This is a genomic window from Streptomyces sp. CT34, assembly GCF_000805335.1.
In the GTDB taxonomy this organism is placed as follows: Bacteria; Actinomycetota; Actinomycetes; order Streptomycetales; family Streptomycetaceae; genus Streptomyces.
This window is the reverse complement of the sequence record NZ_KN708638.1, coordinates 2,213,651-2,240,198: the sequence shown is the minus strand read 5'-3', so window position 1 is coordinate 2,240,198 and position 26,548 is coordinate 2,213,651. Positions and strand designations below refer to the sequence as shown.

Below are 26,548 nucleotides of genomic sequence, written 5' to 3'. Positions count from 1 at the left end.
CGGTCATCGCAGCGCCGATCGCCGTAGCGACCGCCGCCGGTACCGCCGGACCGCACCGAGGGAGACCGTCGTGATCGTACGGATCATGGGGGAGGGCCAGGTGAAGTTGGACGACTCCCACTTCATCGAGCTCAACAAACTGGACGACGAACTGCTCGCCGAAATGGAGAGCGGCGACGAGGCAGGCTTCCGGAGCACCCTCGGGGCGCTGCTGGACGCGGTGCGCCGGCTGGGCACCCCGCTTCCGGACGACGCCCTGGAGCCCTCCGAGCTGATCCTGCCGGGCCCGGACGCCACGCTCGACGAGGTCCGCGAGATGCTCAGCGATGACGGCCTGATCCCGGGCTGACCGGTCGCCCGGCAGCTCCACCCCAGCGCACTACGGACAGCGCCCCGGCCCCCCCGGTGGGACCGGGGCGCTACCGTTTCCTCCTGTGACCGCCCGCCCGTCGCCCACCACCACCCCGGAACGAACCGCCCCGAGCGGCAGCTCGGCGCGGTGCCGTACGGCGGGCGGCACCCCGGACGCGACCCGGGTCGCGCGGCTGCGCCAGTGGCACCGGACGCACGCCCTCGCGGTCGACGCCGCGGTGGCGGTGGTGGCGTTCGCGGCGATCCTGTGCGGTGCGGTGGCCGCGCCGCACGGGGCGCACGGCCCGCACATCCCCCGCCTCGGCCTGCGCCACCTGACGGCCACCACCGTGGTGCTGGCCGCCCTCGCCTCCGGTGCGCTGGTGCTGCGCCGCCGGATGCCCCGTACGGTCCTGGCCGCGACCTGCGGGCTGACCGTCGTCGAACTCCTCGCGCAGTCCGGCGACCCGCGCGCCCCGGTGGCCGGTTCCGCGGTGATCGCGCTGTTCACCCTGGCGTCCCGGACCGACCGGCCCACCACCTGGCGGGTCGGCGCGCTGACCGTCGTCGTGCTGACCGCCGCCGCGATGTTCTTCGGGCACCGGCCCTGGTACGCCCAGGAGAACCTCGCGATCTTCGCCTGGACGGGCATGGCGGCGGCGGCCGGCGACGCGGTCCGCAGCCGGCGGGCATACGTGGATGCCATCCGCGAGCGCGCCGAACGCGCCGAGCGCACCCGCGAGGAGGAGGCCCGCCGCCGGGTCGCCGAGGAGCGGCTGCGCATCGCCCGGGAGCTGCACGACGTCGTCGCCCACCACATCGCCCTGGTCAACGTCCAGGCCGGGGTCGCCTCGCACGTCATGGACAACCGCCCCGACCAGGCCAAGCAGGCCCTCGCCCATGTCCGCGAGGCGTCCCGCTCGGCGCTGGAGGAACTGCGCGCCACGGTCGGCCTGCTGCGCCAGTCCGACGACCCCAGGGCGCCGACCGAGCCCGCGCCGGGCCTCGGTGTCCTGGACCAGCTGATCGACGGCTTCGTCCGCGCCGGGCTCCCCGTGGACCTGGAGCGGCCGGCCGCCCCGCAGCCGCTGCCCGCCTCCGTCGACCTCACCGCCTACCGGGTCGTCCAGGAGGCGCTGACCAACGTCCGCAAGCACGCCGGCGACGGCGCCCGCGCCGCGGTGCGGATCGTCCGGTCGGAGACCGCGCTGACCGTGACCGTCCGCGACGACGGCACCGGCGGCGCGGGCCAGGAGGGGGCGCCGCACGGCAGCGGCGGCGGCCATGGTCTGATCGGGATGCGCGAGCGGGTCTCCGCGCTGCGCGGCACGGTCGTCACCGGGCCGCGCCCGACCGGCGGCTTCCAGGTGCGGGTCACCCTGCCACTGAACGGCGCCCGCGCCGGCGAGACGACCTGACCACGGGGGCGACGAGATGACGATCAAGGTGCTGCTGGCCGACGACCAGACGCTGCTGCGCAGCGCGTTCCGCATCCTGGTCGACTCCGAGCCGGACATGACGGTGGTGGGGGAGGCGTCCGACGGGGCGCAGGCGTACGAGCTGACGCGCGCGGCGCGCCCCGACGTCGTCCTGATGGACATCCGGATGCCCGGCACCGACGGCCTGGCCGCCACCCGCATGATCAGCCAGGACCCGGAGCTGACCGGTGTCCGGGTGGTCATCCTGACCACCTTCGAGGTCGACGACTACGTCGTCCAGTCGCTGCGGGCCGGGGCCAGCGGCTTCCTCGGCAAGGGTGCCGAACCGGACGAGATGCTGGGCGCGATCCGGGTCGCGGCGGCCGGGGAGGCGCTGCTGTCGCCCGCGGCGACCAAGGGCCTGATCGCCAAGTTCCTCGCGCAGGGCGACAGTTCGGGCGGGGAGGGCCCCGCTGGGCCGGGTTCCGAGCGGCTGGCCACGCTCACCGGGCGCGAGCGCGAGGTGCTGGTCCTGGTGGCCGGCGGGCTGTCCAACGACGAGATCGCCGAGCAGCTGGAAGTCAGCCCGCTCACCGTCAAGACGCATGTCAACCGCGCGATGGCCAAGCTCGGCGCCCGCGACCGCGCGCAGCTGGTGGTCATCGCCTACGAATCGGGACTCGTACGCCCACGGGTGCAGTGAGGGTGGAGCGGTCCGTACTCCGAACGCGGTACGGCCGCTGACCGGAAACCGACTTGCGAGCGAGGAAAACCGGCCCTGCCGTGGCGGAGGGTGTAGGTGGGCCGGTGCCGGCCCTTCCCGCGGGTCCGCTAGGGCCCCGGCCGACGTCGTCCGACCTCCCCGGACCTTTCTGAACAGAAGAGAGAGACCGCACCCATGTCCTGGCTGTCCCGAATCAGCCTCGTACAACGGGGCCTGATAGCGCTGATGTCGATCGTCGCGATCGCCTTCGGCGCCATCGCGATCCCGCAGCTCAAACAGCAGCTCCTGCCGTCCATCGACCTGCCGATGGTGTCCGTGGTCGCGCCCTACCAGGGTGCGTCGCCCGATGTCGTCGAGAAGCAGGTGATCGAGCCGCTGGAGAACGGCATCCAGGCGGTCAACGGCATCAAGAGCGTCACCTCGACGTCGAGCGAGGGCTCCGGCGTCGTCATGGCGCAGTTCGACTACGGCAACGACTCCAAGACCCTGGTCGCCGACGTCCAGCAGGCCGTCAACCGGGCCCGCGCGAAGCTGCCCAAGGACGTCGACCCGCAGGTGGTGTCGGGCGGTACCGACGACCTGCCCACCGTCGTCCTCGCCGTCTCCTCCTCGTCGAAGGACCAGCAGACCCTCGCCGACCAGCTCAACCGCAGCGTCGTCCCGGACCTGAAGAACATCGACGGGGTCGGCCAGGTCAACGTCAGCGGTGTCCAGGACCGGATCGTCGCGGTCACCCCCGACAACCAGAAGCTCGCCGCCGCCGGGCTGAACCCCGCGGCGCTCGGCCAGGCCCTCCAGGCCGGCGGTACGTCGGTGCCGGCCGGCGCGTTCGCCGAGAACGGGCAGAGCAGGACGGTCCAGGTCGGCGCCGGGTTCACCTCCGTCCGGCAGATCAGGGACCTGATGGTCACCCCGTCCGCCGGCGCGGGCGGCACGGCCGGCGGCCAGGGCGGCAGGGCGGTCCGGCTCGGTGACGTCGCCGGCGTCCAGGAGACCTCGGCCACCCCGACCTCCATCACCCGCACCGACGGCCGGCCCAGCCTCTCCGTCAGCGTGACGATGAACCAGGACGGCAGCGCCGTCGCCATCTCCGACGCGGTCAAGGGCAGGCTGAGCAAGATCCGCCAGGACCTCGGCACGGGCACCAGCGTCACCATCGCCTCCGACCAGGGCCCGCAGGTCTCCAAGTCCATCGAGTCGCTGACCACCGAGGGCCTGCTCGGCCTGGCCATGGCCGTGATCGTGATCCTGGTCTTCCTGCTCAGCCTGCGCTCGACCCTGGTCACCGCGGTCTCCATCCCGCTGTCCGTGGTCATCACGCTGATCGTGCTGTGGACCGGGAACCTCTCCCTCAACATGCTCACCCTCGGCGCGCTGACCATCGCGATCGGCCGCGTCGTCGACGACTCGATCGTCGTCCTGGAGAACATCAAGCGGCACCTGGGCTACGGCGAGGAGCGCCGCGAGGCCATCCTCACCGCCGTCAAGGAGGTCTCCGGCGCGATCACCTCCTCCACCCTCACCACCGTCGCGGTCTTCCTCCCGATCGGTGTGGTCGGCGGCATGGTCGGCGCCCTCTTCGGCTCCTTCTCCATCACCGTCACCGTCGCGCTGCTGTCCTCGCTGCTGGTCTCCCTGACCGTGGTGCCGGTCCTCTCGTACTGGTTCCTGCGCGCTCCCCGGATCCCCGAGGGCACCGACCCCGAGGAACTGCGCCGGGCGGCCGAGGAGAAGGAGACCCGCAGCCCGCTCCAGCGGCTGTACGTCCCGGTCCTGCGCTTCGCCACCCGCCGCCGCTTCACCAGCCTGCTGATCGCCGTGGTGATCCTCGTCGGCACCTTCGCCATGGGCCCGCTGCTGAAGACCAACTTCTTCGACCAGGGCAAGCAGGACACCCTCAGCATCAAGCAGCAGCTCAAGCCCGGCACGAGCCTGGGCGCGGCCGACACCCAGGCCAAGAAGGTCGAGCGGCTGCTCGCCGGCACCAAGGGCGTCAAGGACTACCAGGTCACCGTCGGCTCGTCCGGCATGATGGCGGCCTTCGGCGGCGGCACCGGCGCCAACCAGGCCGGTTACCAGGTCAAGTTGACGGACACCGCGGACTCCGCCAAGGTCACCGACGCGCTGCGGACCGGCCTCGCCGAGCTCGGCCCGTCCATCGGCGACACCACCGTCACCGCGGGCGGCGGCGGCTTCGGCAACCAGAACCTGAGCGTGGTCGTCAAGGCCGGCGACCCCGCCGTCCTGAAGCAGGCCAGTGAGCAGGTCCGCAAGGCCGTCGCGGGCCTCGACCACGTCACCGACGTCCAGAGCGACCTCTCGCAGAGCGTGCCGCGGATCTCCGTCACGCCCAACGGCAAGGCCGCCGCGGCCGGTTACAACCAGACCACCCTCGGCGCGGCCGTCGCCCAGGCGGTCGGCGGCACGCCCAGCGGCAAGGCCGTCCTGGACGACACCGAGCGCGATGTGGTGATCAAGTCGGCCCACCCGGCCACCACCGAGGCCCAGTTGAAGGATCTGCCGATCCCGACGCCGGCCGGGACGGCGAAGCTGGGCGACCTCGCCACCGTCAGGACCGTCCCCGGTCCCGTCCAGCTGACCCGCATCGACGGTGCCCGCTCGGCGACCGTCACCGCCAAGCCCACCGGCGACAACACCGGCGCGGTCTCCACCCAGCTCCAGAGCAGGATCAAGAGCCTGAAGCTGCCGTCCGGCGCCACCGCGACCATCGGCGGCGTCTCGCAGGACCAGAGCGACGCCTTCTCCTCGCTCGGCCTGGCCATGCTCGCGGCCATCGCGATCGTCTTCATGCTGCTGGTGGGCACCTTCAGGTCCATCGTCCAGCCGCTGATCCTGCTGATCTCGATCCCGTTCGCGGCCACCGGCGCGATCGGCCTGCTGGTCGCCACCGGCACCCCGCTCGGCGTCCCGGCGATGATCGGCATGCTGATGCTCATCGGCATCGTGGTCACCAACGCCATCGTGCTGATCGACCTGATCAACCAGTACCGCGCGCAGGGTCACGGCGTCGTCGAGGCCGTCGTCGAGGGCGGCCGGCACCGCCTCCGCCCCATCCTGATGACGGCGCTGGCGACGATCACGGCGCTGCTCCCGATGGCGATGTCCCTCACCGGCGACGGCGGCTTCATCTCCCAGCCGCTGGCGGTCGTGGTCATCGGCGGCCTGATCACCTCCACCCTCCTCACCCTCCTCCTCGTCCCGACGCTCTACGCGGTGATCGAACTCCGCAAGGAGCACCGGGCGAAGAAGAAGGCGGCGAAGCGGGCGGCGCAGGACGGCACCCCGCCGGCGCCCGCCGACACCGACCGGCAGCCGGAGCCGGCCGGGGTGTGACGCCCCCGGCCCGCTGACGACCGGCGCGCACCGAGCCCCCGCCGCCTTCGAGCGAGGCCGCGGGGGCTCGTCGTTCCCGGATGCGGGGCCGCCGGGTAACCGGTGAACCCCCGGGGCAGTTGACATCACATGACCCCTGGCCAGGAATCTCCGCCGCCCCGCGGCCCCGTGGTTAGCGATCCCGGCCACCGGGTACCGCCGTCGCGGGAGGCATCCGCATCCCGGAAGGGGGACTTCATGGGTAAGCACGGAGACGGCAGGGACGGCCGGGACGGCGACAAGCGGCAGAGCCCGAAAGAGTCCGACGGCCAGTGGAACAAGCCGGTGAGCGACCCGCCCAAGAAGAAGTAGCCGGGCGGTCCGCCATGTCCTCGCCGAGCCGGCTCCTGGAGATCCTGCGCAACAAGGGCGCCCTGACGCCGGATTGGGCGTCGACCGTCGCCGCCGTCGACCGCGCCCACTTCGTTCCCGACACCTTCGAAGTGGCGGGCCGCACCGTCTCCCGTTCCCGCGACGAGAACGAGTGGCGTCGCATGGTCTACGCGGACCTGCCGCTGATCACCCAGCACAACGACGGTGAGCAGCGGGACGACGGACAGGTCGACTTCCCCACCTGCTCGACCTCCATGCCCTCCCTGATGCTCACCATGGACGACATCGTCCAGGATGGGGACGCGGTACTGGAGATCGGGACCGGCACCGGCTACCACGCCGCATGGCTCGCGCACCGCCTCGGCGAGGACCGCACGACCACCGTCGAGACCGACAAGGCCCTGTACGACATCGCCCGCCGCAACCTCCAACGGGCCGGTCTGCGCCCGTACATGGTCTGCGGCGACGGCCTCGCCGGCGTCCCCGAACGGGCCCGCTACGACCGGGTCATCGCCACCTGCACGGTCCGCGACATCCCCTACGCCTGGGTGGCCCAGACCGTCGACGAGGGAACGATCCTCACCCCGTGGGGCTCCTCGTTCCACTCCTATTCCTTCGCCACCCTCACCGTCCACGACGGCGAGGCGACCGGCGGCTTCTCGGGCCGTCCGGCCTTCATGTGGGCCCGTCAGCAACGCCGTTCGTACGGCCGCATCGAGGACTGGTACCACGGCGAGCGGGGCGACACCGCGCGCACCGCCATCGACCCCCGCGTCCTGGAGCACGACCTCGACGCCCGCTTCGCCGTCGGCCTGCGCGTACGGGACGCCTGGCCGCTCCTGTACCCCGCCGACGACGGCAGCGACGAGGCCACCTACTGGCTCTTCGACGACGCCCGCACGTCCTGGGCCACCGTCGAGTACGTCCCCGGCCACGAGACGTACGAGACCGAGCAGTTCGGCCCGCGCCGCCTGTGGGACGAGGTCTCGGCGGCCTACCGCGACTGGCTCGCGGACGGCAGCCCGCCGCGGGCCGCCCACCGCATCACGGTCGGCCCGTCCCGGCAGTGGGTCGGGACGGACTGACCGGACCGGTCCTCGGAGGGGGCTGCCCGGCCGGCTACGGCAGCGCCAGCATCCGCTCCAGCGCCAGCTTGGCGAAGCTCTCGGTCTCCTTGTCGACCTGGATGCGGTTGACGACCTTGCCGTCCGCCAGGGACTCCAGCGCCCAGACCAGGTGCGGCAGGTCGATGCGGTTCATGGTCGAGCAGAAGCAGACCGTCTTGTCGAGGAAGACGATCTCCTTGTCGTCGGCGGCGAAGCGGTTGGCCAGCCGGCGGACGAGGTTCAGCTCGGTGCCGATCGCCCACTTCGAACCGGCGGGCGCGGCCTCCAGGGCCTTGATGATGTACTCCGTCGAACCGACGTGGTCCGCCGCCGCGACGACCTCGTGCTTGCACTCGGGGTGGACCAGGACGTTCACGCCCGGGATGCGCTCGCGGACGTCGTTGACCGAGTCCAGCGAGAAGCGGCCGTGCACCGAGCAGTGGCCGCGCCACAGGATCATCTTCGCGGCCCGCAGCTCGTCGGCGGTCAGCCCGCCGTTCGGCTTGTGCGGGTTGTAGACCACGCAGTCGTCCAGGGACATGCCCAGGTCCCGTACGGCGGTGTTGCGGCCCAGGTGCTGGTCCGGCAGGAAGAGGACCTTCGAGCCCTGCGTGAAGGCCCAGTCCAGCGCCCGCTTCGCGTTCGAGGAGGTGCAGATCGTGCCGCCGTGCTTGCCGGTGAACGCCTTGATGTCCGCGGAGGAGTTCATGTACGAGACGGGCACGACCTGCTCGGCGATGCCCGCCTCGGTCAGCACGTCCCAGCACTCGGCGACCTGCTCGGCGGTGGCCATGTCGGCCATCGAGCAGCCCGCGGCCAGGTCGGGGAGGATCACCTGCTGGCCGTCGCCGGTGAGGATGTCCGCGGACTCGGCCATGAAGTGCACACCGCAGAAGACGATGTACTCGGCGTCCGGCCGGGCCGCGGCGTCCCGCGCGAGCTTGAAGGAGTCGCCGGTCACATCCGCGAACTCGATGACCTCGTCGCGCTGGTAGTGGTGCCCGAGGACGAAGACCTTGTCCCCGAGCTTCGCCTTGGCCGCGCGGGCGCGCTCGACGAGGTCGGGGTCGGAGGGGGCCGGCAGATCGCCGGGACACTCCACGCCGCGCTCGCTCCTGGGGTCGGCCTCGCGGCCGAGGAGGAGCAGCGCCAGCGGGGTCGGCTGGACGTCCAGGGGCTGGGCGGTGGTCACGACACGCACCCTCTCTTCTCTGCGGACAGCTCTTTGGCACGTGGCCTTTTCGTCTATTTGACGCTATCTATCATAGCGGCTTCACGTCACTTTGACGATGGCCATAGTGTCGATGTGACGCATCAGCCCTCCGGCCCAGGGGCCGCGGGCGGCCGGCTGCGTACGCGCGCCGGTGTGCGAGCATGAAGAAAGGCAGAACACGTCACGCGCAGCCGGAATTAATCCGGGAAGCCGCCGGTTGGACCTGTAGGCAACCGCTGGCAAGCCGTCCGTACAACCCGGGAGAGATGTAGATGAGCGTTCAGGACGAGACCACCGTCACCGACGGCATCATCCTGTCCGACGCGGCGGCGTCGAAGGTCAAGAGCCTGCTGGAGCAGGAAGGTCGGGACGACCTCGCGCTGCGGGTGGCGGTCCAGCCCGGCGGCTGCTCCGGCCTGCGTTACCAGCTCTTCTTCGACGAGCGCTCGCTCGACGGCGACGTCGTCAAGGACTTCGACGGCGTCAAGGTCGTCACCGACCGGATGAGCGCGCCCTACCTGGGCGGCGCCTCCATCGACTTCGTCGACACCATCGAGAAGCAGGGCTTCACGATCGACAACCCGAACGCCACCGGCTCCTGCGCCTGCGGCGACTCCTTCAGCTGAGGGCCCCGGGCCCACGACGCACACGGGCGGCGCTCCCCGCGGGAGCGCCGCCCGTGGCGTTTCCGTGTCCGCCGCCGGACCGGCTCACTTCCCGGGCGTCTCCGGCTTCTGTGCCACCGTGCTGCCCGAGGTCACGTCGACGACCTTCCGGCCGTCCAGCGGCTGCTGGAGCGCCACCGTCTTGGTGAAGTCCTTGGCGATCTTCACGCACATCTGGCCGGGGTGCTTCTCCTTCCCGGTGACCTTGATCCGCACCGCCGTTGCCGACTCCTGGGTGCTCGCGTCGTAGGTGCTGCACACCCCGCCCCAGAAGTGCACGGTCAGCGTCCTGCCGTCACCGCTGACCGAGTAGCGCTCCAGCCGCATCGCCGTCTCGCCGGGCTTCCCCGACGGCTGCGGGCCGCCGTCCGGCCGCCGCAGGTACTTCGGGTCCACCGCGACCCGAGCGAGGGTCGAGGTCGCGTCCCGGCCCTTCGCGGCATCCGCCCGGTGCACCGTGTACAGCCACGACGGGACCAGCATCCGGCCGCCGTCCGCGTACTGCGCCGAGAGCCCGAAGACCGCGCCGGTCACCTCGGCGGGCGTCCGGCCGCCCTGCGCGTTCATCCGGTCCAGCGTCTTCCGTGCACTCAGCACGGGGTAGTCCGCGCCCTTGACCGGCTGGGCCAACTCCCCGCTGCCGCCCACGAGTCGACCGTCCGGGCCGACCTGGAACGTGCTCTGCCAGCCGAGCGTCGGCAGCCCGCCGACCACCGGATCGGCCCGCACCGTCCGCACCGCACCGGCCAGCCCACGCGCGTCCAGCCGGGCGTTCTGCTGGCCGAGCGCCGCCAGCACCGGCCGCGCCGCCGCCTCGGCCCCGGCCTCCGACACCGCGCCCTTGCCGCCGTCGTCCGGCGACGCCCCGGCGTCCGCGCCGCCGCGGTACGAGGGGCAGCCGGGCGTGCTGCCGCCCGCGCCGCCCGAGATGTGCAGCGGGCACATCATCCGGCCCGGGGTGACCCGGTAGGTCCAGGCGCCGGAGCCGGTCTTGTTCACTTCGAGGCTGGGGCCGCGGGCGTCGTGGGGGAGCCCGCCGACCTTCCAGGCGGCGCCCTCCGAACGGACCTTTCCGGTCACATCCAGTGCCTTCGCCAGCCGTTCCACGGCCTGCCGGGCGACCTCGCCCTGCGGGCGGTACACGGGTGCGGACCCCGGCCCCCCGGGCAGCGTGCCCACCACCTTGTAGTGCGCCCCCTCCGGCGCGGGCTCCCCGACGGCTATCGAACCCCCCGTACCACCCGCCCGGTCGTCCAGCGTCAACGGCGGCGGAGTGCCCTGCGCACCGGCGCCCGCCGGGCCGGCCGCGCCGCCACCGCCCGCCGAGGCGGCCCAGTACGCAGCGCCGCCGCCGGCCAGCAGGACCGCGGCGGCCACCGAGGCGACCACCAGAGGGGTCCGCCGCCGGCCGGCGGGTTGCGGGGTATCCGGCGTGTCCGGGGTGTCCGTACTGTCCTCGGTGTTCACCGCTTCGCTCCTTCGGCTCCGCAGAACATCTGACGTGTCACCCCGGGGCGGGGTGCACGCCGATGGGACGGAGCGGGGGCGCGGGTGGTTCCGGGTGCCTCAGTCGCCGTACTCGGACATCCCGTCGACGAGTGCGGCAGACTTCGCGGGGACCCGGACCCCGTGCAGATCGGCGGGCCGGCCCGGCGCGGGCGCGGACCGCCGCCGGCCCGTCCAGTGCGCGGCCATCCGCGCGCAGTCCCCGCGCAACTGGTCCAGCGACTCCGGCTCCTGCGCCGAGGCGGCGGACGGGGCAGGGCGTGTGAGGGCTTTCACAGGCTTGGTCATACGAGGAACCGTACGCACCCCACGCGCGACGAGAAAGACCTACTATTGGGTAGTTTCGGCGGATCCGAGTGGCCTGGATTGGGCAGATGCAGGCCGACCCGCCGGGTAGCGTTGCCCTCCGTCCGCCAACCTCACGCCTTCCGCAGGAGCAGACCCGCCGTGCGTATCGCAGTCTCCGGCTCCATCGCCACCGATCACCTGATGACCTTCCCCGGCCGCTTCGCCGACCAGTTGGTCGCCGATCAGCTGCATACCGTCTCCCTCTCCTTCCTGGTCGACCAGCTCGACGTCCGTCGTGGCGGGGTCGCCCCCAACATCTGCTTCGGCATGGGCCAGCTCGGCATCCGGCCGGTCCTGGTCGGCGCCGCCGGCACCGACTTCGAGGAGTACCGCGCCTGGCTCGACCGGCACGGCGTCGACACCCGCTCGGTGCGCATCTCCGAGGTCCTGCACACCGCCCGCTTCGTCTGCACGACCGACGCGGACCACAACCAGATCGGCTCCTTCTACACCGGCGCCATGAGCGAGGCCCGGCTGATCGAGCTCCAGGCCGTGGCCGACCGGGTCGGCGGCCTGGACCTCGTGCTGATCGGCGCGGACGACCCGGAGGCGATGATCCGGCACACCGAGGAGTGCCGCACCCGCGGGATCCCGTTCGCCGCCGACTTCTCGCAGCAGATCGCCCGCATGGGCGGCGAGAACATCCGCACCCTCATGGAGGGCGCCACCTACCTCTTCAACAACGAGTACGAGGCGGGGCTGATCGAGTCCAAGACCGGCTGGACCGCCGAGGAGATCCTCACCAAGGTCGGCACTCGCGTCACCACCCTCGGCTCCGACGGCGTCCGTATCGAGCGGGTCGGCGAGCCGGCCATCGAGGTCGGCGTCCCCGAGGAGAAGACCAAGGCCGACCCGACCGGCGTCGGCGACGCCTTCCGGGCCGGCTTCCTGGCCGGTCTGGCCTGGGGCGTCGGCCTGGAGCGCGCCGCCCAGGTCGGCTGCATGCTGGCGACGCTGGTCATCGAGACCGTCGGCACCCAGGAGTACGAGCTGCACCGCAGCCACTTCATGGACCGCTTCACCAAGGCGTACGGCCACGAGGCCGCCGCCGAGGTCCAGCAGCACCTGGCCTGAGCCGCCGGATCAGCCGCGGCGCCGCACCACGTATGCGGCGCCGCGTTCCGCGGGCCGTTCGCCCACGTACTCCTGGCCGCGCATCGCGCACCAGGCGGGGATGTCCTGCCGCGCCGCCTCGTCGTCCGACAGCACCGTCACGGTCCCGCCGACCGGCACCCCGCCGATCGCCTTCGCCAGCTCGATGACCGGAATCGGGCAGCGCCTGCCGAGCGAGTCGACCACCACCCCGCCCGGTTCCTCTTCCGCCGCCGCGGGTGTCTCCCGCACCGGCACCCCGAACCGCTCCCGGACCGAGCGCACCGCCTCCGGCAGCACCTCCAGGAACCGCTCCACATCCGCCTCGCCGGTGCCGTACGGCAGCGAGACCCGGACGTTCCCCTCCGACAGCACGCCCATCGCGCGCAGCACATGGCTGGGCGTCAGCGTGCTGGACGTGCACGACGAACCGGACGACACGGAGAAGCCCGAGCGGTCCAGCTCGTGCAGCAGGGCCTCCCCGTCGACGTAGAGGCAGGAGAAGGTGACGAGATGGGGGAGCCGGTGCACCGGATCGCCGACCACCTCGACGTCCGGGACCAGTTCCGGCACCCGCGCCCGGATCCGCTCCACCAGCCCCCGCAGCCGGGCCGCTTCGTCCGGCCCGGTCTCCGCCGCCGCCCGCAGCGCGCGCAGGGACGCCGCCGCGGCGACCACCGCCGGCAGGTTCCCGAACCCCGGGCTGCGGCCCGACTCCCGCTCGTCCAGCGGTCCCTGGGGCGCGAACCGGGTTCCCTTGCGGACCGCCAGCAGCCCCACCCCGGGCGGCCCGCCCCACTTGTGGGCGCTCGCCGCCAGCACGGACCAGGCACCCGGCACCGGCCCCCAGGGCAGCGACTGCGCCGCGTCCACCAGCAGCGGCACCCCGGCCTCCCGGCACAGCGCGGCCACCTCCGCCACCGGCTGCTCGGTCCCCACCTCGTGGTTGGCCGACTGGAGGCAGACCAGCGCGGCGTCCGCACCCAGCGCCACGGCGACCTCCCCGGGCGCCACCCGGCCCACACTGTCCACCGGCACCTCGGTCAGCGTCCCGCCGGCCGCCTCGTGCACCTCGGCGGCGTGCAGGACCGAGGAGTGCTCGACGGCGGAGTGCACCAGCCGGCGGCCGGCCCGCCGGCGGGCCGCCAGCGTGCCGAGAATGCCCGAATGCACCGCGTGCGTCCCCGAAGGGGTGAACGTCAACTCATCGGGCCGGCAGCCCACCGCCTCGGCGGCGGTCTCCCGCGCGGCGTCCAACAGCAGCCGGGCCCGCCGCCCCTCGCGGTGGAGGCGGACCGGGTCGGCCCACCCCTCGTCGAGCGAGGCGAGCAGTGCCTCCCGGGCGACGGGATGCAGGGGAGCGGCCGAGGCGGCGTCGAAGTAGGGCACGTACGAGACGGTAGAACACCGGCCGCCGCACCGCCGGGCAGGGCGTCAGATGCCTGGTGGCGGGGGCTGATCGGGGCCCCGGCGAGCGGGCCGCGGAGCACCCGGCCACCCCATAGGGGTGCCGCGCGGCGCGTTGGGCACCCTCCCCGCGCGACCCCAAATAGCGTCCAGTAGGGTTTGGTCCGCATAAACATCCAAACCCCTGCCCGACGCAGGGCGGCGACCGACCAGCGAGTAAGGCCGCAGCCGACCGCGCGGGCGAGACTCTCGGGAAGGCGCTACGTGAGTCCCAACGGCTCCGACCGCTCGTCGCGGCGCCCGATGCGGCGGAAGCTGCCGCAGGTGCTTGCTGCGGGCCTGGTCCTGGCGACCGCGACTGGTTGCACATACAAGGACTTCCCCCGCCTCGGCATGCCGACGCCCGTCACCGACGAGGCGCCGCGGATCCTCTCCCTTTGGCAGGGCTCCTGGGCCGCCGCCCTCGCAACGGGCGTGCTGGTGTGGGGCCTGATCATCTGGAGCGTGATCTTCCACCGCCGCAGCAGGACCAAGGTGGAGGTCCCTGCGCAGACGCGGTACAACATGCCGATCGAGGCGCTGTACACCATCGTCCCGTTCATCATCATCGCGGTGCTCTTCTACTTCACCGCGCGCGATGAGAGTGCGCTCCTCAAGACCTCCAAGAAGCCGGACCACGTCATCAACGTCGTGGGCTTCCAGTGGAGCTGGGCGTTCAACTACCTGGAGAACGTGGGCGGCAGCAAGGCGGCCACGAACATCAACTCTCCGGAGCTCGCGGCCATTCCGGACAAGTGGAAGAAGAATGCCCCGGCGCATGCCGACGGCGTCTACGACACGGGAACCCCGGCGACGCGCAACCCGCAGACCGGTAACCCGGGTCCCACGCTGTGGCTGCCGAAGGGCGAGACGGTCCAGTTCATCCTGACCTCCCGGGACGTCATCCACGACTTCTGGGTGGTGCCGTTCCTGATGAAGATGGACGTCGTCCCCGGGCACACCAACGTCTTCGAGGTGACCCCCAACAAGGAGGGCACCTTCAAGGGCAAGTGTGCCGAGCTCTGCGGTGTCGACCACTCCCGGATGCTCTTCAACGTCAAGGTCGTTTCGCCTGCCCAGTACCGGCAGCACCTGAAGGACCTGGCGGCGAAGGGGCAGACCGGGTATCTGCCGGCGGGTATCAAGCAGACTGATCACGCCAGGAATGCGGAGACCAAGAACCAGTGAGCATCCTCAACGAACCTCAGGGTGCCGCCGCCGATACGGCTCCGGCAGCACCGCCCGTACGCAAGAAGCAACCCGGCATCGCTGCCGTCAAGTGGCTCACCACCACTGACCACAAGACCATCGGCACGATGTACCTGGCCACGTCGTTCGCGTTCTTCTGCATCGGCGGCCTGATGGCGCTTCTCATGCGCGCCGAACTGGCGCGTCCCGGCATGCAGATCATGTCGAACGAGCAGTTCAACCAGGCGTTCACGATGCACGGCACGATCATGCTGCTGATGTTCGCGACGCCGCTGTTCGCCGGATTCGCGAACTGGATCATGCCGCTGCAGATCGGCGCGCCCGACGTGGCGTTCCCGCGGCTGAACATGTTCGCCTACTGGCTCTACCTCTTCGGCTCGCTCATCGCGGTCGCCGGCTTCCTCACCCCGCAGGGCGCGGCGGACTTCGGCTGGTTCGCGTACTCGCCGCTCTCCGACGCGGTGCGTTCGCCGGGCGTCGGCGCCGACATGTGGATCATGGGTCTGGCCTTCTCCGGCTTCGGCACGATCCTCGGTTCGGTCAACTTCATCACCACCATCATCTGCATGCGCGCCCCGGGCATGACGATGTTCCGGATGCCGATCTTCACCTGGAACGTGCTGCTGACCGGTGTGCTGGTCCTGCTCGCCTTCCCGGTGCTGGCCGCCGCGCTGTTCGCCCTGGAGGCGGACCGTAAATTCGGTGCCCATGTATTCGACGCGGCAAATGGCGGGGCATTGCTCTGGCAACACCTCTTCTGGTTCTTCGGCCATCCAGAGGTGTACATCATCGCGCTGCCGTTCTTCGGCATCATTTCCGAGGTCGTTCCGGTCTTCTCCCGGAAGCCGATGTTCGGTTACATCGGTCTGATCGCCGCGACGATTTCCATCGCCGGTCTCTCGGTCACGGTGTGGGCGCACCACATGTATGTGACGGGCGGGGTCCTGCTCCCGTTCTTCTCCTTCATGACGTTCCTCATCGCGGTCCCGACCGGTGTGAAGTTCTTCAACTGGATCGGCACGATGTGGAAGGGCTCGCTGTCCTTCGAGACGCCGATGCTCTGGGCGATCGGCTTCCTGATCACCTTCACCTTCGGTGGTCTGACCGGCGTCATCCTGGCCTCGCCGCCGATGGACTTCCACATCTCCGACTCGTACTTCGTCGTGGCGCACTTCCACTACGTGGTCTTCGGTACGGTCGTCTTCGCGATGTTCGCCGGATTCCACTTCTGGTGGCCGAAGTTCACCGGCAAGATGCTCGACGAGCGGCTCGGCAAGATCACGTTCTGGACGCTGTTCGTCGGCTTCCACGGCACGTTCCTCGTCCAGCACTGGCTGGGCGCGGAGGGCATGCCCCGGCGTTACGCGGACTACCTCGCGGCCGACGGCTTCACCACGCTGAACACCATCTCGTCGATCAGCTCGTTCCTGCTGGGCATGTCGATCCTGCCGTTCCTCTACAACGTCTGGAAGACCGCCAAGTACGGCGAGAAGATCGAGGTCGACGACCCCTGGGGCTACGGCCGCTCGCTGGAGTGGGCGACGTCCTGCCCGCCGCCGCGGCACAACTTCCTCACCCTGCCGCGTATTCGGTCCGAATCCCCGGCGTTCGACCTGCACCACCCGGAGATCGCGGCGCTGGACGCGCTGCACCACGGCCGCGAGGGTGACAAGGCGCTGGCCGGCGGCAAGGAGGCGGGCAAGTGAAGATCCAGGGCAAGATGTTCATCTGGCTCTCCGTCTTCGTCCTGGCCATGGCGATCGTCTATGGCATCTGGTCGAAGGAGCCGGCGGGCACCACCGCACTGTTCCTCGCCTTCGGTCTGTGCATCATGGTCGGCTACTACCTGGCCTTCACGGCCCGGCGGGTCGACGCGGGCGCACAGGACAACGAGAACGCCGAGGTCGCGGACGACGCCGGTGAGCTGGGCTTCTTCAGCCCGCACAGCTGGCAGCCGCTCTTCCTGGGCATCGGCGGCGCGCTCGCCTTCATGGGCGTGGTCTTCGGCTTCTGGCTGCTGTACTTCTCCCTGCCGGTGATCCTCGTGTCCCTCTGGGGCTGGGTGTTCGAGTACTACCGCGGCGAGAACCGCACCCAGTAAGGCACCCTCCGCGCAGCGCGCGGCAGACACGCCGTACGGCCGGGCCCGGACACCTGATGGGGTGTCCGGGCCCGCTCTGTTCGGCCCTTCGGGACAGACCCGTTTGCAGTCCTCCAGCGCGCCGGTACGGGCGCTTCTTCGTACGTTTGGGGCATGAACCACAGACCTCGAACCCGGACGGTGCTGAGCTGCGGCCTCCTGCTCGTACCCCTTGCGGTGAGCACTGCCGCGTGCGGGGGCTCGGCGTCGGAAACACTCTCGACCGATCCCTACGACGCGGGCGACCAGATATCGGCCAACACCCCGGCCGACGGACGCAAGAAGGCGGACCCCGACCAGCCCCTCGAGCTCGCCGTCAAGGGTGACGAGGTGCGTATCACGGATGTCACCGCCACCGACGCCACCGGCCGCTACATCCGGGGCGAGCTGAGCGCCGACGGCAAGCACTGGCGCACCACCGTGCCGCTGGCCGCCGGCACGCGCTACTCGGTGCAGGTCAGCACCGAGGAGGAGGACGGCACCCCGGGCCGCAAGACCCTGGTGGTCGACACCAAGGACGCGGACGACCGGCTGACCGTCAGGTTCGGCCCGGAGAGCGGCCAGTACGGCGTCGGCCAGCCGGTCACCGCCGAACTCAGCAAGCCGGTCACCGACCCCAAGGCCCGGGCCGTCGTCGAGAGTGCCCTGAAGGTCGACTCCACACCGCGCGTCGAGGGCGCCTGGCACTGGGTGGACAACAAGAAGCTGCACTTCCGCCCCAAGGAATACTGGCCCGCCCACGCCACCGTCGCCGTCCACAGCAACCTCGACGGCCTGAAGATCTCCGGCGGGCTCTACGGCGGCCCCGCCAAGCCCGTACGGCTCACCACCGGCGACCGGGTCGAGGCCGTCACCGACGCCGCCGCGCACCAGATGACCGTGCTGCGCAACGGCAAGACGATCAACACCATCCCGGTCACCACCGGCAAGCCCGGCTTCTCCACCCGCAACGGCGTCAAGGTCGTGCTCGGCAAGGAGAGCTTCGTACGGATGCGCAGCTCCACCGTGGGCATCGCCGCCGGGAGTTCGGACTCCTACGACCTGCCGGTCTACTGGGCCACCCGGGTGACCTGGAGCGGGGAGTACGTGCACGCCGCCCCGTGGTCGGTCGGCTCCCAGGGCGCGGCCAACGTCAGCCACGGCTGCACCGGCATGTCCACCGGCAACGCCCAGTGGTTCTTCAACACCGTCCGGGTCGGCGACATCGTCAAGGTCGTCAACAGCGGCGGCGCCGCCATGTCACCGTTCGACAACGGCTTCGGCGACTGGAACATGCCCTGGAAGGACTGGCGCGCCGGCAGCGCTCTCAAGAACAGGGCCTCCACCACCACAGGCGCGGCCGAGCGGGAGCAGAACCCCGCCGCTGACGCCCGGCTGCGCCCGCAGTTCTGAAGGCCGCTCAGCGGCCCCTCAGGCCCCCGCTCGGACCGGCGCCACGGCCTGCGCGAGACGCCGGCGGCGCAGCAGACCGGCCAGCGCCTCGGCGAACGCCACCGGGTCGACGGGATGGGTCACCGCGGCGTCCGCGCGGCTCCAGGTGGCGAGCCAGGCGTCCTGCGGGCGGCCGATGAGCAGCAGCACCGGAGGGCACTGGAAGATCTCGTCCTTGATCTGCCGGCAGACGCCCATACCGCCCGCCGGAGCGGTCTCGCCGTCCAGGACGCAGACGTCGATGCCGCCCTGCTCCAGGGCCTCCAGGACGGCCGGGGCGGTGGCGCACTCCAGGATCTCGATCTCCGGGGCATCGGCGGCCGGCCGCCGCCCGGCCGCCAGCCGGACCTGCTCGCGGGTGTTGGCGTTGTCGCTGTAGACCAGCACCGTGGCAGTCGCCTGCATCGTTCCTCCACTTTCGTAGCGGTACGGCTTGGTCAAACCGTTGCGCGATGCTACTCCCGGACGGGCCCCGGCAGGAGATGCCGGACGCATCCGGGATCGGCCCAACGACTCGTCAGGACCGGGGAGTCCAGGGCCGGCGAACGGTGCCGGGGGGTGCGCTTCCCCCCTTCGGGCGACCGACGCGGAGGTCCGTACGAGCAGGGCACACGGCCTTGACACACCGAACGGCACCCCCCGGAGTGAGGGCGGGATAAGCGACCGACATAATGTCGGTCGTGGCGACAGCAACGACAGTAGAAACCGGGCACGCGCACCCGTCGGTCAATCGGCCGAACCTCACCAGCGTCGGAACCATCATCTGGCTGAGTTCCGAGCTGATGTTCTTCGCGGCCCTCTTCGCGATGTACTTCACCCTTCGATCGGTGACGGGCGAGGCGTATTGGAAGGAATCCGCCCATGCGCTGAATCTTCCGTTCTCCGCGACCAACACCACGATCCTGGTGCTCAGCTCCCTGACGTGTCAGCTCGGCGTTTTCGCGGCCGAGCGCGGCGACGTCAAGAAGCTGCGGACCTGGTTCGTGATCACCTTCGTCATGGGTGCCATCTTCATCGGCGGTCAGGTCTTCGAGTACACCGATCTGGTCAAGCACGAGGGCCTTTCGCTCTCGTCCGGCCCGTACGGCTCGGTGTTCTACCTGACCACCGGTTTCCACGGACTGCATGTGACGGGCGGTCTGATCGCCTTCCTGCTGGTCCTGGGCAGGACGTACGCGGCCAAGAGGTTCACCCACACGCAGGCCACCGCGGCCATCGTCGTGTCCTACTACTGGCACTTCGTCGATGTCGTCTGGATCGGCCTCTTCGCCACGATCTACCTGATCCGGTAACCGGTACCGGGCCTGTTGCCGGGCCCGCATATCAGACAGACATAGCCAAAGCATCGACGCAGAAGATCCTGACACCGGGGTAATCCGTGAAAAAGCTCTCCGCACGACGGCGCCATCCGCTGGCGGCGCTCGTCGTCCTACTCTTCGCGCTGGCGGTCACTGGGGGGCTGTACGCCGCGTTCGCGCCGGCGGACAAGGCTCAGGCCGATGACACCGCCCAGTCTCTTGCCATCAAGGAGGGCAAGAAGCTCTTCGCCGTGGGCTGCGCAAGCTGCCACGGCACCGGCGGTCAGGGCAGCTCCACCGGCCCGAGCCTGGTCGGCGTGGGCGCCGCCGCCGTCGACTTCCAGGTGGGCACCGGCCGTATGCCCGCCCAGCAGCCCGGCGCCCAGGTGCCGCGGAAGCGGAACATCTACAACAACGCCCAGATCGACCAGCTCGCGGCCTACGTCGCGTCGCTCGGTCCCGGCCCGTCCGTCCCCGACAAGTCGCAGTACAGCGCCGACGGGGCCGACATCGGCAAGGGCGGCGAACTGTTCCGCACCAACTGTGCGCAGTGCCACAACTTCACCGGTAAGGGCGGTGCCCTCACCAACGGCAAGTTCGCACCGACGCTCGAGGGCGTGAACCCGAAGCACATCTACGAGGCCATGGAGACCGGCCCGCAGAACATGCCCTCCTTCGGTGACGGCACGCTGAGCAAGCAGAACAAGAAGGACATTGTCGCGTACCTCGGCGCCGTCAACAGCGATAAGTCCGCGAGCCCGGGCGGTATGGAACTCGGTGGTCTGGGCCCGGTGACCGAAGGACTCTTCGGCTACATCTTCGGCCTGGGTGCGTGTGTCGCGGTCGCCATCTGGGTCGCAGCCCGGACTACGAAGGCCAAGAAGTCATGAGTGAGACAGAAGAAAACCTTCCCAGTGAGCGGGAGACGGCTCACGAAGGCGCGGTGGCGAAGGCGGAGAACCCCTTCGCCGACCCGGGGCTGCCGCCCCACGAGCACCGCGTCCAGGACATCGACGAGCGGGCCGCCCGACGCTCCGAGCGCACCGTGGCGTTCCTCTTCCTGGTGTCCATGCTGGCCACCGTCGGCTTCATCGCGTCGTATGTGGCGATCCCGATCGACAAGATCGTCTACATCTTCCCGCTCGGCCACATCAGCGCGCTGAACTTCGCGCTCGGGCTGACCCTCGGTGTGGCGCTCTTCTGCATCGGCGCCGGCGCGGTCCACTGGGCCCGCACGCTGATGTCCGACGAGGAGGTCGCCGACGAGCGGCACCCGATCGAGGCCGCGCCCGAGGTCAAGGCCAAGGTCCTGGCGGACTTCGCGGACGGTGCCCGGGAGTCGCAGTTCGGCCGCCGCAAGCTGATCCGCAACACGATGTTCGGCGCGCTGGCCCTGGTGCCGCTCTCCGGCGTCGTCCTGCTGCGCGACCTGGGCCCGCTGCCCGAGAAGAAGCTGCGCACCACGGGCTGGAAGAAGGGCATCCGCCTGGTCAACGCGTCCACCAACCTCCCGCTGCGTCCCGAGGACATCGCGGTGGGCTCCCTCACCTTCGCCAAGCCCGAGGGCCTGGAGGAGAGCGACGAGGAGTTCAACGAGAAGATCGCCAAGGACGCCCTGATGCTCGTGCGGATCCAGCCGCAGAACATCAAGGACAAGCAGGAACTGGCCTGGTCGCACGAGGGCATCGTGGCGTACTCGAAGATCTGCACCCACGTCGGTTGCCCGATCAGCCTGTACGAGCAGCAGACGCACCACGTGCTCTGCCCCTGCCACCAGTCGACCTTCGACCTCTCCGACGGCGGTCGGGTGATCTTCGGTCCGGCCGGGCACGCCCTGCCGCAGCTGCACATCACGGTGAAGGACGGCTTCCTCGAGGCCGCGAGCGGCTTCGCGGAGCCCGTCGGCCCGAGCTTCTGGGAGCGCGGATGAGTAACGAGACAACCGCGACCACTGCGCGCCGTGGGCAGGCACCACGGGGCGAGCGGATCGCCGACTGGGCGGACGGCCGGCTGGGCATCTACAGCCTCGCCAAGGCCAACATGCGCAAGATCTTCCCGGACCACTGGTCCTTCATGCTGGGCGAGGTCGCGCTCTACAGCTTCGTCATCATCATCCTGACCGGTGTCTACCTGACGCTGTTCTTCCACCCGAGCATGGCCGAGGTCACCTACCACGGGTCCTACGTGCCGATGCACGGGATCAAGATGACCCAGGCGTTCGAGTCGACGCTGGACATCAGCTTCGACGTCCGCGGTGGTCTGCTCATCCGGCAGATCCACCACTGGGCCGCGCTGGTCTTCCTGGCCGCGATGATGGTCCACATGATGCGGGTGTTCTTCACCGGCGCGTTCCGCAAGCCGCGTGAGGTCAACTGGCTCTTCGGCTTCCTGCTGTTCGTGCTCGGCATGTTCACCGGCTTCACCGGTTACTCGCTCCCCGACGACCTGCTCTCCGGCACCGGTGTGCGGTTCATCGAGGGCGTCATCCTGGCGATGCCGCTGATCGGCTCGTACCTGCAGATGTTCATCTTCGGCGGCGAGTTCCCCGGGCACGACATCATCCCGAGGTTCTTCACGATCCACGTGCTGCTGCTGCCGGGCATCATGCTGGGCCTGCTGGTGGCCCACCTGATCCTCGTCATCTACCACAAGCACACGCAGTTCCCGGGTGCCGGCAAGACGAACAACAACGTCGTCGGCATGCCGCTGCTGCCGGTCTACATGGCCAAGGCCGGAGGCTTCTTCTTCCTGGTCTTCGGCGTCATCGCGGTGATCGCCGCGGTCGCCAGCATCAACCCCGTGTGGGCCATCGGCCCGTACCGGCCGGACCAGGTGTCCACCGGTGCGCAGCCGGACTGGTACATGGGCTTCGCCGAGGGCCTGGTGCGTGTCATGCCGGGCTGGGAGTGGAACTTCTGGGGCCACACCGTCAACTTCGGTGTCCTCATCCCGATCCTGGTCTTCCCGCTGGTGCTGATCGCGATCGCGGTCTACCCGTTCGTCGAGTCCTGGGTCCGCGGCGACAAGCGCGAGCACCACATCCTGGACCGCCCGCGCAACGTGCCCACCCGCACCGCGTTCGGTGTGGCCTGGCTGGTCGCGTACTTCGTGATGCTGATCGGTGGTGGCAACGACCTGTGGGCCACCCACTTCCACCTGTCGATCAACTCGATCACCTGGTTCGTCCGGATCGCGTTCTTCGTCGGGCCGGTGCTGTCCTTCATCGCCACCAAGCGGATCTGCCTCGGCCTCCAGCGCCGCGACAAGGACAAGGTGTTGCACGGACGCGAGTCCGGCATCATCAAGCGCCTGCCGCACGGTGAGTTCATCGAGGTCCACGAGCCGCTCGACCAGGAGCAGCTGCACTTCCTGACGCAGCACGAGCAGCCCGAGCCGGTCGAACTCGGCCCCGAGGTCGACGAGAACGGCGTCCGGCGCAAGATCAAGCGCTCGCAGAAGCTGCGGGCCAAGCTCTCCAAGGGCTACTACGGCGAGGACAACGTCATCCCGAAGCCCACCGTCGAGGAGTACAAGGAGATCACCAGCGGCCACGGCCACCACTGATCCCCGCGGGCGCCACCGCGCGCACCGCTCGTAGTACGCCACCCAGAGGGCCCCGTCCGTTCCCCGAGCTCTCGACTTCGTCGAGCAGGGGAGACCCCGGACGGGGCCCTTCGGCGTGTCCGGGGCTCGATAGGGTGACGGCATACGCAGGAGACGAACCAGGAGCGTGGACCATGAACGTTGTGACCCCGGCAGGCGGCGGCAGCGTGGCGGACCGCACCTGGCCGGCCGTACTGAACGCCCTCCTGGAAGGCCGCGACCTCGGCGCCGACGACACCGCCTGGGTCATGGACCGGATCATGCGCGGTGAGGCCACCGACGCGCAGATCGCCGGCTTCGCGGTCGCACTGCGCGCCAAGGGCGAGACCGTCGCGGAGATCACCGGGCTGGTGCGGGCGATGTACGCGCACGCCAGCCTGATCGAGGTGCCCGGTCCCAGCGTGGACATCGTCGGCACCGGCGGTGACGGCGCCAAGACGGTCAACATCTCCACCATGTCGTCGATCGTGGTGGCCGGCACCGGTGCCAAGGTCGTCAAGCACGGCAGCCGGGCCGCCTCGTCGGCCAGCGGCGCCTCCGACGTCCTGGAGAAGCTGGGCGTCAATCTGGACCTGAGCCCGCGGCGGGTGGTGGAGGTCGCCGAAGAGGCCGGGATCACCTTCTGCTTCGCGGCCAAGTTCCACCCCGCGCTGCGTCATGTGGCCGCCGCACGCGGGCAGTTGGGGATCCGCACCACGTTCAACGTGCTGGGCCCGCTGACCAATCCCGCCCGGGTCCGCGCCCAGGCGACCGGCGTCGCGGACGCCCGGATGGCGCCGGTCATGGCCGGGGTGCTCGCCGAGCGCGGCTCCTCGGCGCTGGTGTTCCGCGGCGACGACGGGCTGGACGAGCTGACCACGACCGCCACCTCCCGGGTGTGGATCGTGCGCGACGGCACGGTCCGCGAGGAGCCCTTCGACCCTCGGGACGTCGGCATCGCGCTGGTGCCGGTGGCGGCGCTGCGCGGCGCCGACGCGTCGTACAACGCGGACGTGGCCCGCCGGCTGCTGGACGGGGAGACCGGGCCGGTCCGCGAGGCCGTGCTGCTGAACGCCGCGGCGGCGCTGGTGGCGCTGGAGCCGTCGCACGCCCCGCTGGCCGAGCAGATCCGCACCGGCCTCGGGAAGGCCGCCGAGGCGATCGACTCGGGCGCCGCCAAGCGGGCGTTGGAGCGCTGGGTGGCGGCCAGCAACGCCTGACGTCCGTCGGATGTGACGCGGGCCCCGGTCCGGGATACGGACCGGGGCTTGCGCCGTGTCGAGCGTGTGGCATGATTCAGCCCAGGTCACGAGTGACAGCGACACAGGCCCCGGCCCGCTGTCCGGCAACCCTCCTTCCGTGGCGGGGTGCCCCGGGTGATGACCAGGCCGCAGGCAGCGAGGTCTGCGGCAAGCGCGGATCCCTCGGCAGGGATCCTGGTCCCCGAGGGAGTCCTTCCGTGATGCAGCGAATGCGTTAGGGCCGGTCGGCCCGTTTTCCGCACCCCTTCCCTCCTCTTGTGTCGAGGGCTTTCCTTCACGTTGCGGTGCCGCGGTGCGCTCCGGTGTACGTCCGTACGCCTGCCGATGCGCCCGCCCGCAGCGAATTCGCTTGTCTCTTACGGGAGTTCGCCATGCCAGTTTCCGCCGTTGCCGCCGACCGCTCCGTCTGTGCCCCGCTCCCCGTACTCGGGCGCGATGTCCTCGTCCCGCTGGTGACCGGCGGTGAGGTCGACTACGCCGCCCTGGACTACGCCGCCAGCGCGCCGGCGCTCCAGCGGGTCTGGGACGACGTGGCCGCGTACGCCCCGTACTACGGCAGCGTCCACCGCGGTGCCGGCTACCTCTCCCAGCTCTCCACCGACCTCTTCGAGAACGCCCGCGGGACCGTCGCCGACTTCCTCGGCTGCCGCGCCGACGACCAGGTCGTCTTCACCCGCTCCACCACCGACTCGCTCAACCTGCTGGCCGCCGCGCTCCCGCGGGGCACCCGGGTGTTCGTCTTCGAGACCGAGCACCACGCCTCGCTGCTGCCCTGGGAGCACCGCGCGGACCTCGCGGTGACCTATCTGAACGCACCGCGCACACCGCGCCAGGCGGTGGACACCCTGGACAAGGCGCTTGCCGCCCGCGAGCCCTACGGCCCGGCACTGGTCTGCGTCACCGGCGCCTCGAACGTCACCGGCGAACTGTGGCCGGTCCGCGAGCTGGCCGCCGCCGCGCACGCCCACGGCGCGCGGCTCGTGCTGGACGCGGCCCAGCTCGCCCCGCACCACCCGGTGGACATCGCCGATTTGGACGTCGACTGGGTCGCCTTCTCCGGCCACAAGCTGTACGCCCCGTTCGGCGCCGGCGTACTGGCCGGCCGCGCCGACTGGCTCCAGCAGGCCGAGCCGTACCTGGCCGGCGGCGGCGCCAGCCGGAAGGTCGCGCGGCGCACCGACGGCGGGGTGGACGTCGAGTGGCACACCACCGCGGCCCGGCACGAGGCCGGCTCGCCCAACGTCATCGGCGCCTACGCCATCGCCTCCGCCTGCCGGGCGCTGACCGAGGCCGGCTTCGCGGGCCTGGTCGCCCGCGAGCAGGAGCTGATCGCCGCGGTCCGCGCGGGCCTCGCCGAGGTCCCCGAGGTCCGTGTCCTCTCCCTCTTCGGGGAGGACGCCCCGCGGGTCGGCGTGCTGTCCTTCGTGGTCGAGGGCTGGAACAGCTCGCACTTCGCGGCGGCGCTGTCCGCGGAGTACGGCATCGGCGTCCGCGACGGCCTGTTCTGCGCGCACCCGCTGGTCCGCACCCTGCTGGGCGGCGCCCCGCAGGACCCGGGCGAGTGCGGCGCCCCGGAAGCGGCCCCGGGGGAGCGGTCGCTGAACGCCATCCGGGTCAGCTTCGGCGCCGGCACCCCCGACGAGCACGTGGCACGCTTCGTCCGTGCCGTCAAGGAACTGGTGACGAACGGCGCGCGGTGGAACTACCGCACGGAGGAGGGCCGTTGCGTGCCTGCGCCTTCCCGCGCGTAGCCGGTTCGCTGCGCTTTGCCTGCGCCCCACGTTGTCGGCTTTCCCGCCGTGCGCCTGCGGCGGGGCTGCCTCGCACGTTGCCGGGTGCGGCGCCGTTGCGCCCTTCCGCTGCGCTTTGCCGGCGTCCCACGTTGCCGGGTGCGGCGCCGTTGCGCCTGCGGCGGGCGGGTCCGCTGCGCGGGGCTTTCGGGTGCGGTGACGGGCCTGCGGGGCAGGGTGTCCGGACTGCTGCGCTTTACGTCCGGACACCCTGCCCCTCCGGCCCGCCCCCTCCCCTTGT

General features: G+C 70.6%; 22 protein-coding genes and 1 riboswitch. Of the genes, 17 read left to right on the top strand and 5 right to left on the bottom strand.

What is annotated here, in order from left to right; translation table 11 throughout:
- The first annotated feature begins 70 nt into the window (after positions 1–70).
- The 5 genes from RZ84_RS09975 to RZ84_RS09950 all read left to right on the top strand — a co-directional run bounded on the left by RZ84_RS09975 (position 71) and on the right by RZ84_RS09950 (position 7,304).
- A complete protein-coding gene (locus RZ84_RS09975) occupies positions 71–349 on the top strand; it encodes a PspA-associated protein PspAA (RefSeq protein WP_043264019.1) in 279 nt (92 codons plus the stop codon).
- Between the two features lie 196 nt (positions 350–545).
- Entirely contained in the window at positions 546–1,769 is a 1,224-nt protein-coding gene (locus RZ84_RS09970) for a sensor histidine kinase (RefSeq protein ID WP_043269498.1), read from the top strand.
- A gap of 16 nt (positions 1,770–1,785) precedes the next feature.
- Positions 1,786–2,472, top strand: coding sequence for a response regulator (locus RZ84_RS09965; protein WP_043264018.1), 687 nt, complete (start codon positions 1,786–1,788; stop codon positions 2,470–2,472).
- A 195-nt stretch (positions 2,473–2,667) separates the two neighbouring features.
- Positions 2,668–5,847 (top strand): efflux RND transporter permease subunit, encoded by a 3,180-nt coding sequence (locus tag RZ84_RS09955; RefSeq protein ID WP_043264016.1) that lies wholly within the window; start codon positions 2,668–2,670, stop codon positions 5,845–5,847.
- 365 nt (positions 5,848–6,212) lie between these two features.
- Positions 6,213–7,304 (top strand): methyltransferase domain-containing protein, encoded by a 1,092-nt coding sequence (locus tag RZ84_RS09950; protein WP_043264015.1) that lies wholly within the window; start codon positions 6,213–6,215, stop codon positions 7,302–7,304.
- A gap of 34 nt (positions 7,305–7,338) precedes the next feature.
- On the opposite strand, the gene nadA is transcribed toward RZ84_RS09950, so the two are convergent.
- Positions 7,339–8,517 carry a quinolinate synthase NadA gene (gene nadA / locus RZ84_RS09945; RefSeq protein WP_198539964.1) on the bottom strand — a complete coding sequence of 393 codons (1,179 nt, stop codon included), beginning with the start codon at positions 8,515–8,517 and terminating at the stop codon, positions 7,339–7,341.
- A 293-nt stretch (positions 8,518–8,810) separates the two neighbouring features.
- On the opposite strand from nadA, the gene erpA reads away from it, so the two are divergent.
- Complete coding sequence (erpA, locus tag RZ84_RS09940) at positions 8,811–9,164, top strand: iron-sulfur cluster insertion protein ErpA (protein WP_043264013.1); 354 nt, start codon at positions 8,811–8,813, stop codon at positions 9,162–9,164.
- An 84-nt stretch (positions 9,165–9,248) separates the two neighbouring features.
- Here the strand turns inward: erpA and RZ84_RS09935 are convergent, their stop codons facing one another.
- Both RZ84_RS09935 and RZ84_RS09930 read right to left on the bottom strand, forming a co-directional pair.
- On the bottom strand, positions 9,249–10,670 hold the full coding sequence (locus tag RZ84_RS09935) for a hypothetical protein (protein ID WP_043264012.1): 1,422 nt from the start codon (positions 10,668–10,670) through the stop codon (positions 9,249–9,251).
- 99 nt (positions 10,671–10,769) lie between these two features.
- Positions 10,770–10,997: a hypothetical protein gene (locus RZ84_RS09930; protein WP_043264011.1), complete on the bottom strand. Its 228-nt coding sequence runs from the start codon at positions 10,995–10,997 to the stop codon at positions 10,770–10,772.
- A gap of 159 nt (positions 10,998–11,156) precedes the next feature.
- On the opposite strand from RZ84_RS09930, the gene RZ84_RS09925 reads away from it, so the two are divergent.
- Positions 11,157–12,131 (top strand): carbohydrate kinase family protein, encoded by a 975-nt coding sequence (locus RZ84_RS09925; RefSeq protein ID WP_043264010.1) that lies wholly within the window; start codon positions 11,157–11,159, stop codon positions 12,129–12,131.
- 9 nt (positions 12,132–12,140) lie between these two features.
- Here RZ84_RS09925 and RZ84_RS09920 read toward each other — a convergent pair whose 3' ends face one another.
- Positions 12,141–13,538 carry a cysteine desulfurase/sulfurtransferase TusA family protein gene (locus RZ84_RS09920; RefSeq protein ID WP_043264009.1) on the bottom strand — a complete coding sequence of 466 codons (1,398 nt, stop codon included), beginning with the start codon at positions 13,536–13,538 and terminating at the stop codon, positions 12,141–12,143.
- A gap of 282 nt (positions 13,539–13,820) precedes the next feature.
- Here RZ84_RS09920 and coxB point away from each other — a divergent pair, with 282 nt between their 5' ends.
- The 4 genes from coxB to RZ84_RS09900 all read left to right on the top strand — a co-directional run bounded on the left by coxB (position 13,821) and on the right by RZ84_RS09900 (position 18,336).
- Positions 13,821–14,783 (top strand): aa3-type cytochrome oxidase subunit II, encoded by a 963-nt coding sequence (coxB, locus tag RZ84_RS09915; RefSeq protein WP_043264008.1) that lies wholly within the window; start codon positions 13,821–13,823, stop codon positions 14,781–14,783.
- A complete protein-coding gene (ctaD, locus tag RZ84_RS09910) occupies positions 14,780–16,510 on the top strand; it encodes an aa3-type cytochrome oxidase subunit I (RefSeq protein ID WP_043264007.1) in 1,731 nt (576 codons plus the stop codon). Before coxB ends, ctaD begins: the two co-directional genes overlap by 4 nt.
- Positions 16,507–16,905 (top strand): cytochrome c oxidase subunit 4, encoded by a 399-nt coding sequence (locus tag RZ84_RS09905; protein WP_043264006.1) that lies wholly within the window; start codon positions 16,507–16,509, stop codon positions 16,903–16,905. Before ctaD ends, RZ84_RS09905 begins: the two co-directional genes overlap by 4 nt.
- Before the next feature lie 153 nt (positions 16,906–17,058).
- Complete coding sequence (locus tag RZ84_RS09900) at positions 17,059–18,336, top strand: L,D-transpeptidase (RefSeq protein WP_241777639.1); 1,278 nt, start codon at positions 17,059–17,061, stop codon at positions 18,334–18,336.
- A gap of 18 nt (positions 18,337–18,354) precedes the next feature.
- On the opposite strand, the gene RZ84_RS09895 is transcribed toward RZ84_RS09900, so the two are convergent.
- Complete coding sequence (locus RZ84_RS09895) at positions 18,355–18,780, bottom strand: DNA-binding transcriptional response regulator (protein WP_043264004.1); 426 nt, start codon at positions 18,778–18,780, stop codon at positions 18,355–18,357.
- A 266-nt stretch (positions 18,781–19,046) separates the two neighbouring features.
- On the opposite strand from RZ84_RS09895, the gene RZ84_RS09890 reads away from it, so the two are divergent.
- The 6 genes from RZ84_RS09890 to RZ84_RS09865 all read left to right on the top strand — a co-directional run bounded on the left by RZ84_RS09890 (position 19,047) and on the right by RZ84_RS09865 (position 26,268).
- On the top strand, positions 19,047–19,667 hold the full coding sequence (locus RZ84_RS09890; RefSeq protein ID WP_043264003.1) for an aa3-type cytochrome oxidase subunit III: 621 nt from the start codon (positions 19,047–19,049) through the stop codon (positions 19,665–19,667).
- 86 nt (positions 19,668–19,753) lie between these two features.
- Complete coding sequence (locus tag RZ84_RS09885) at positions 19,754–20,563, top strand: cytochrome bc1 complex diheme cytochrome c subunit (protein WP_043264002.1); 810 nt, start codon at positions 19,754–19,756, stop codon at positions 20,561–20,563.
- Positions 20,560–21,603, top strand: a complete 1,044-nt coding sequence (locus tag RZ84_RS09880) for a cytochrome bc1 complex Rieske iron-sulfur subunit (protein ID WP_043264001.1) — start codon at positions 20,560–20,562, stop codon at positions 21,601–21,603. The genes RZ84_RS09885 and RZ84_RS09880 overlap by 4 nt, the downstream gene beginning before the upstream one ends.
- The gene (locus tag RZ84_RS09875; RefSeq protein ID WP_043264000.1) at positions 21,600–23,237 is read left to right on the top strand and encodes a cytochrome bc1 complex cytochrome b subunit; all 1,638 of its coding nucleotides are present in this window, start codon (positions 21,600–21,602) and stop codon (positions 23,235–23,237) included. Before RZ84_RS09880 ends, RZ84_RS09875 begins: the two co-directional genes overlap by 4 nt.
- Positions 23,238–23,410: 173 nt before the next feature.
- The gene (gene trpD / locus RZ84_RS09870) at positions 23,411–24,475 is read left to right on the top strand and encodes an anthranilate phosphoribosyltransferase (RefSeq protein WP_043263999.1); all 1,065 of its coding nucleotides are present in this window, start codon (positions 23,411–23,413) and stop codon (positions 24,473–24,475) included.
- Between the two features lie 84 nt (positions 24,476–24,559).
- Positions 24,560–24,677, top strand: a riboswitch (SAM riboswitch).
- A 211-nt stretch (positions 24,678–24,888) separates the two neighbouring features.
- Complete coding sequence (locus RZ84_RS09865) at positions 24,889–26,268, top strand: aminotransferase class V-fold PLP-dependent enzyme (protein ID WP_043263998.1); 1,380 nt, start codon at positions 24,889–24,891, stop codon at positions 26,266–26,268.
- Positions 26,269–26,548 lie beyond the last annotated feature (280 nt).

Coding starts and splice junctions, on each gene's coding strand:
- RZ84_RS09895 (WP_043264004.1), bottom strand. CDS start 18,780: ATGCAGGCGACTGCCACGGTGCTGGTCTACAGCGACAACGCCAACACC.
- RZ84_RS09880 (WP_043264001.1), top strand. CDS start 20,560: ATGAGTGAGACAGAAGAAAACCTTCCCAGTGAGCGGGAGACGGCTCAC.
- RZ84_RS09955 (WP_043264016.1), top strand. CDS start 2,668: ATGTCCTGGCTGTCCCGAATCAGCCTCGTACAACGGGGCCTGATAGCG.
- RZ84_RS09875 (WP_043264000.1), top strand. CDS start 21,600: ATGAGTAACGAGACAACCGCGACCACTGCGCGCCGTGGGCAGGCACCA.
- RZ84_RS09900 (WP_241777639.1), top strand. CDS start 17,059: ATGAACCACAGACCTCGAACCCGGACGGTGCTGAGCTGCGGCCTCCTG.
- RZ84_RS09965 (WP_043264018.1), top strand. CDS start 1,786: ATGACGATCAAGGTGCTGCTGGCCGACGACCAGACGCTGCTGCGCAGC.
- RZ84_RS09930 (WP_043264011.1), bottom strand. CDS start 10,997: ATGACCAAGCCTGTGAAAGCCCTCACACGCCCTGCCCCGTCCGCCGCC.
- RZ84_RS09890 (WP_043264003.1), top strand. CDS start 19,047: ATGTCGGTCGTGGCGACAGCAACGACAGTAGAAACCGGGCACGCGCAC.
- trpD (WP_043263999.1), top strand. CDS start 23,411: ATGAACGTTGTGACCCCGGCAGGCGGCGGCAGCGTGGCGGACCGCACC.
- RZ84_RS09865 (WP_043263998.1), top strand. CDS start 24,889: ATGCCAGTTTCCGCCGTTGCCGCCGACCGCTCCGTCTGTGCCCCGCTC.
- erpA (WP_043264013.1), top strand. CDS start 8,811: ATGAGCGTTCAGGACGAGACCACCGTCACCGACGGCATCATCCTGTCC.
- RZ84_RS09950 (WP_043264015.1), top strand. CDS start 6,213: ATGTCCTCGCCGAGCCGGCTCCTGGAGATCCTGCGCAACAAGGGCGCC.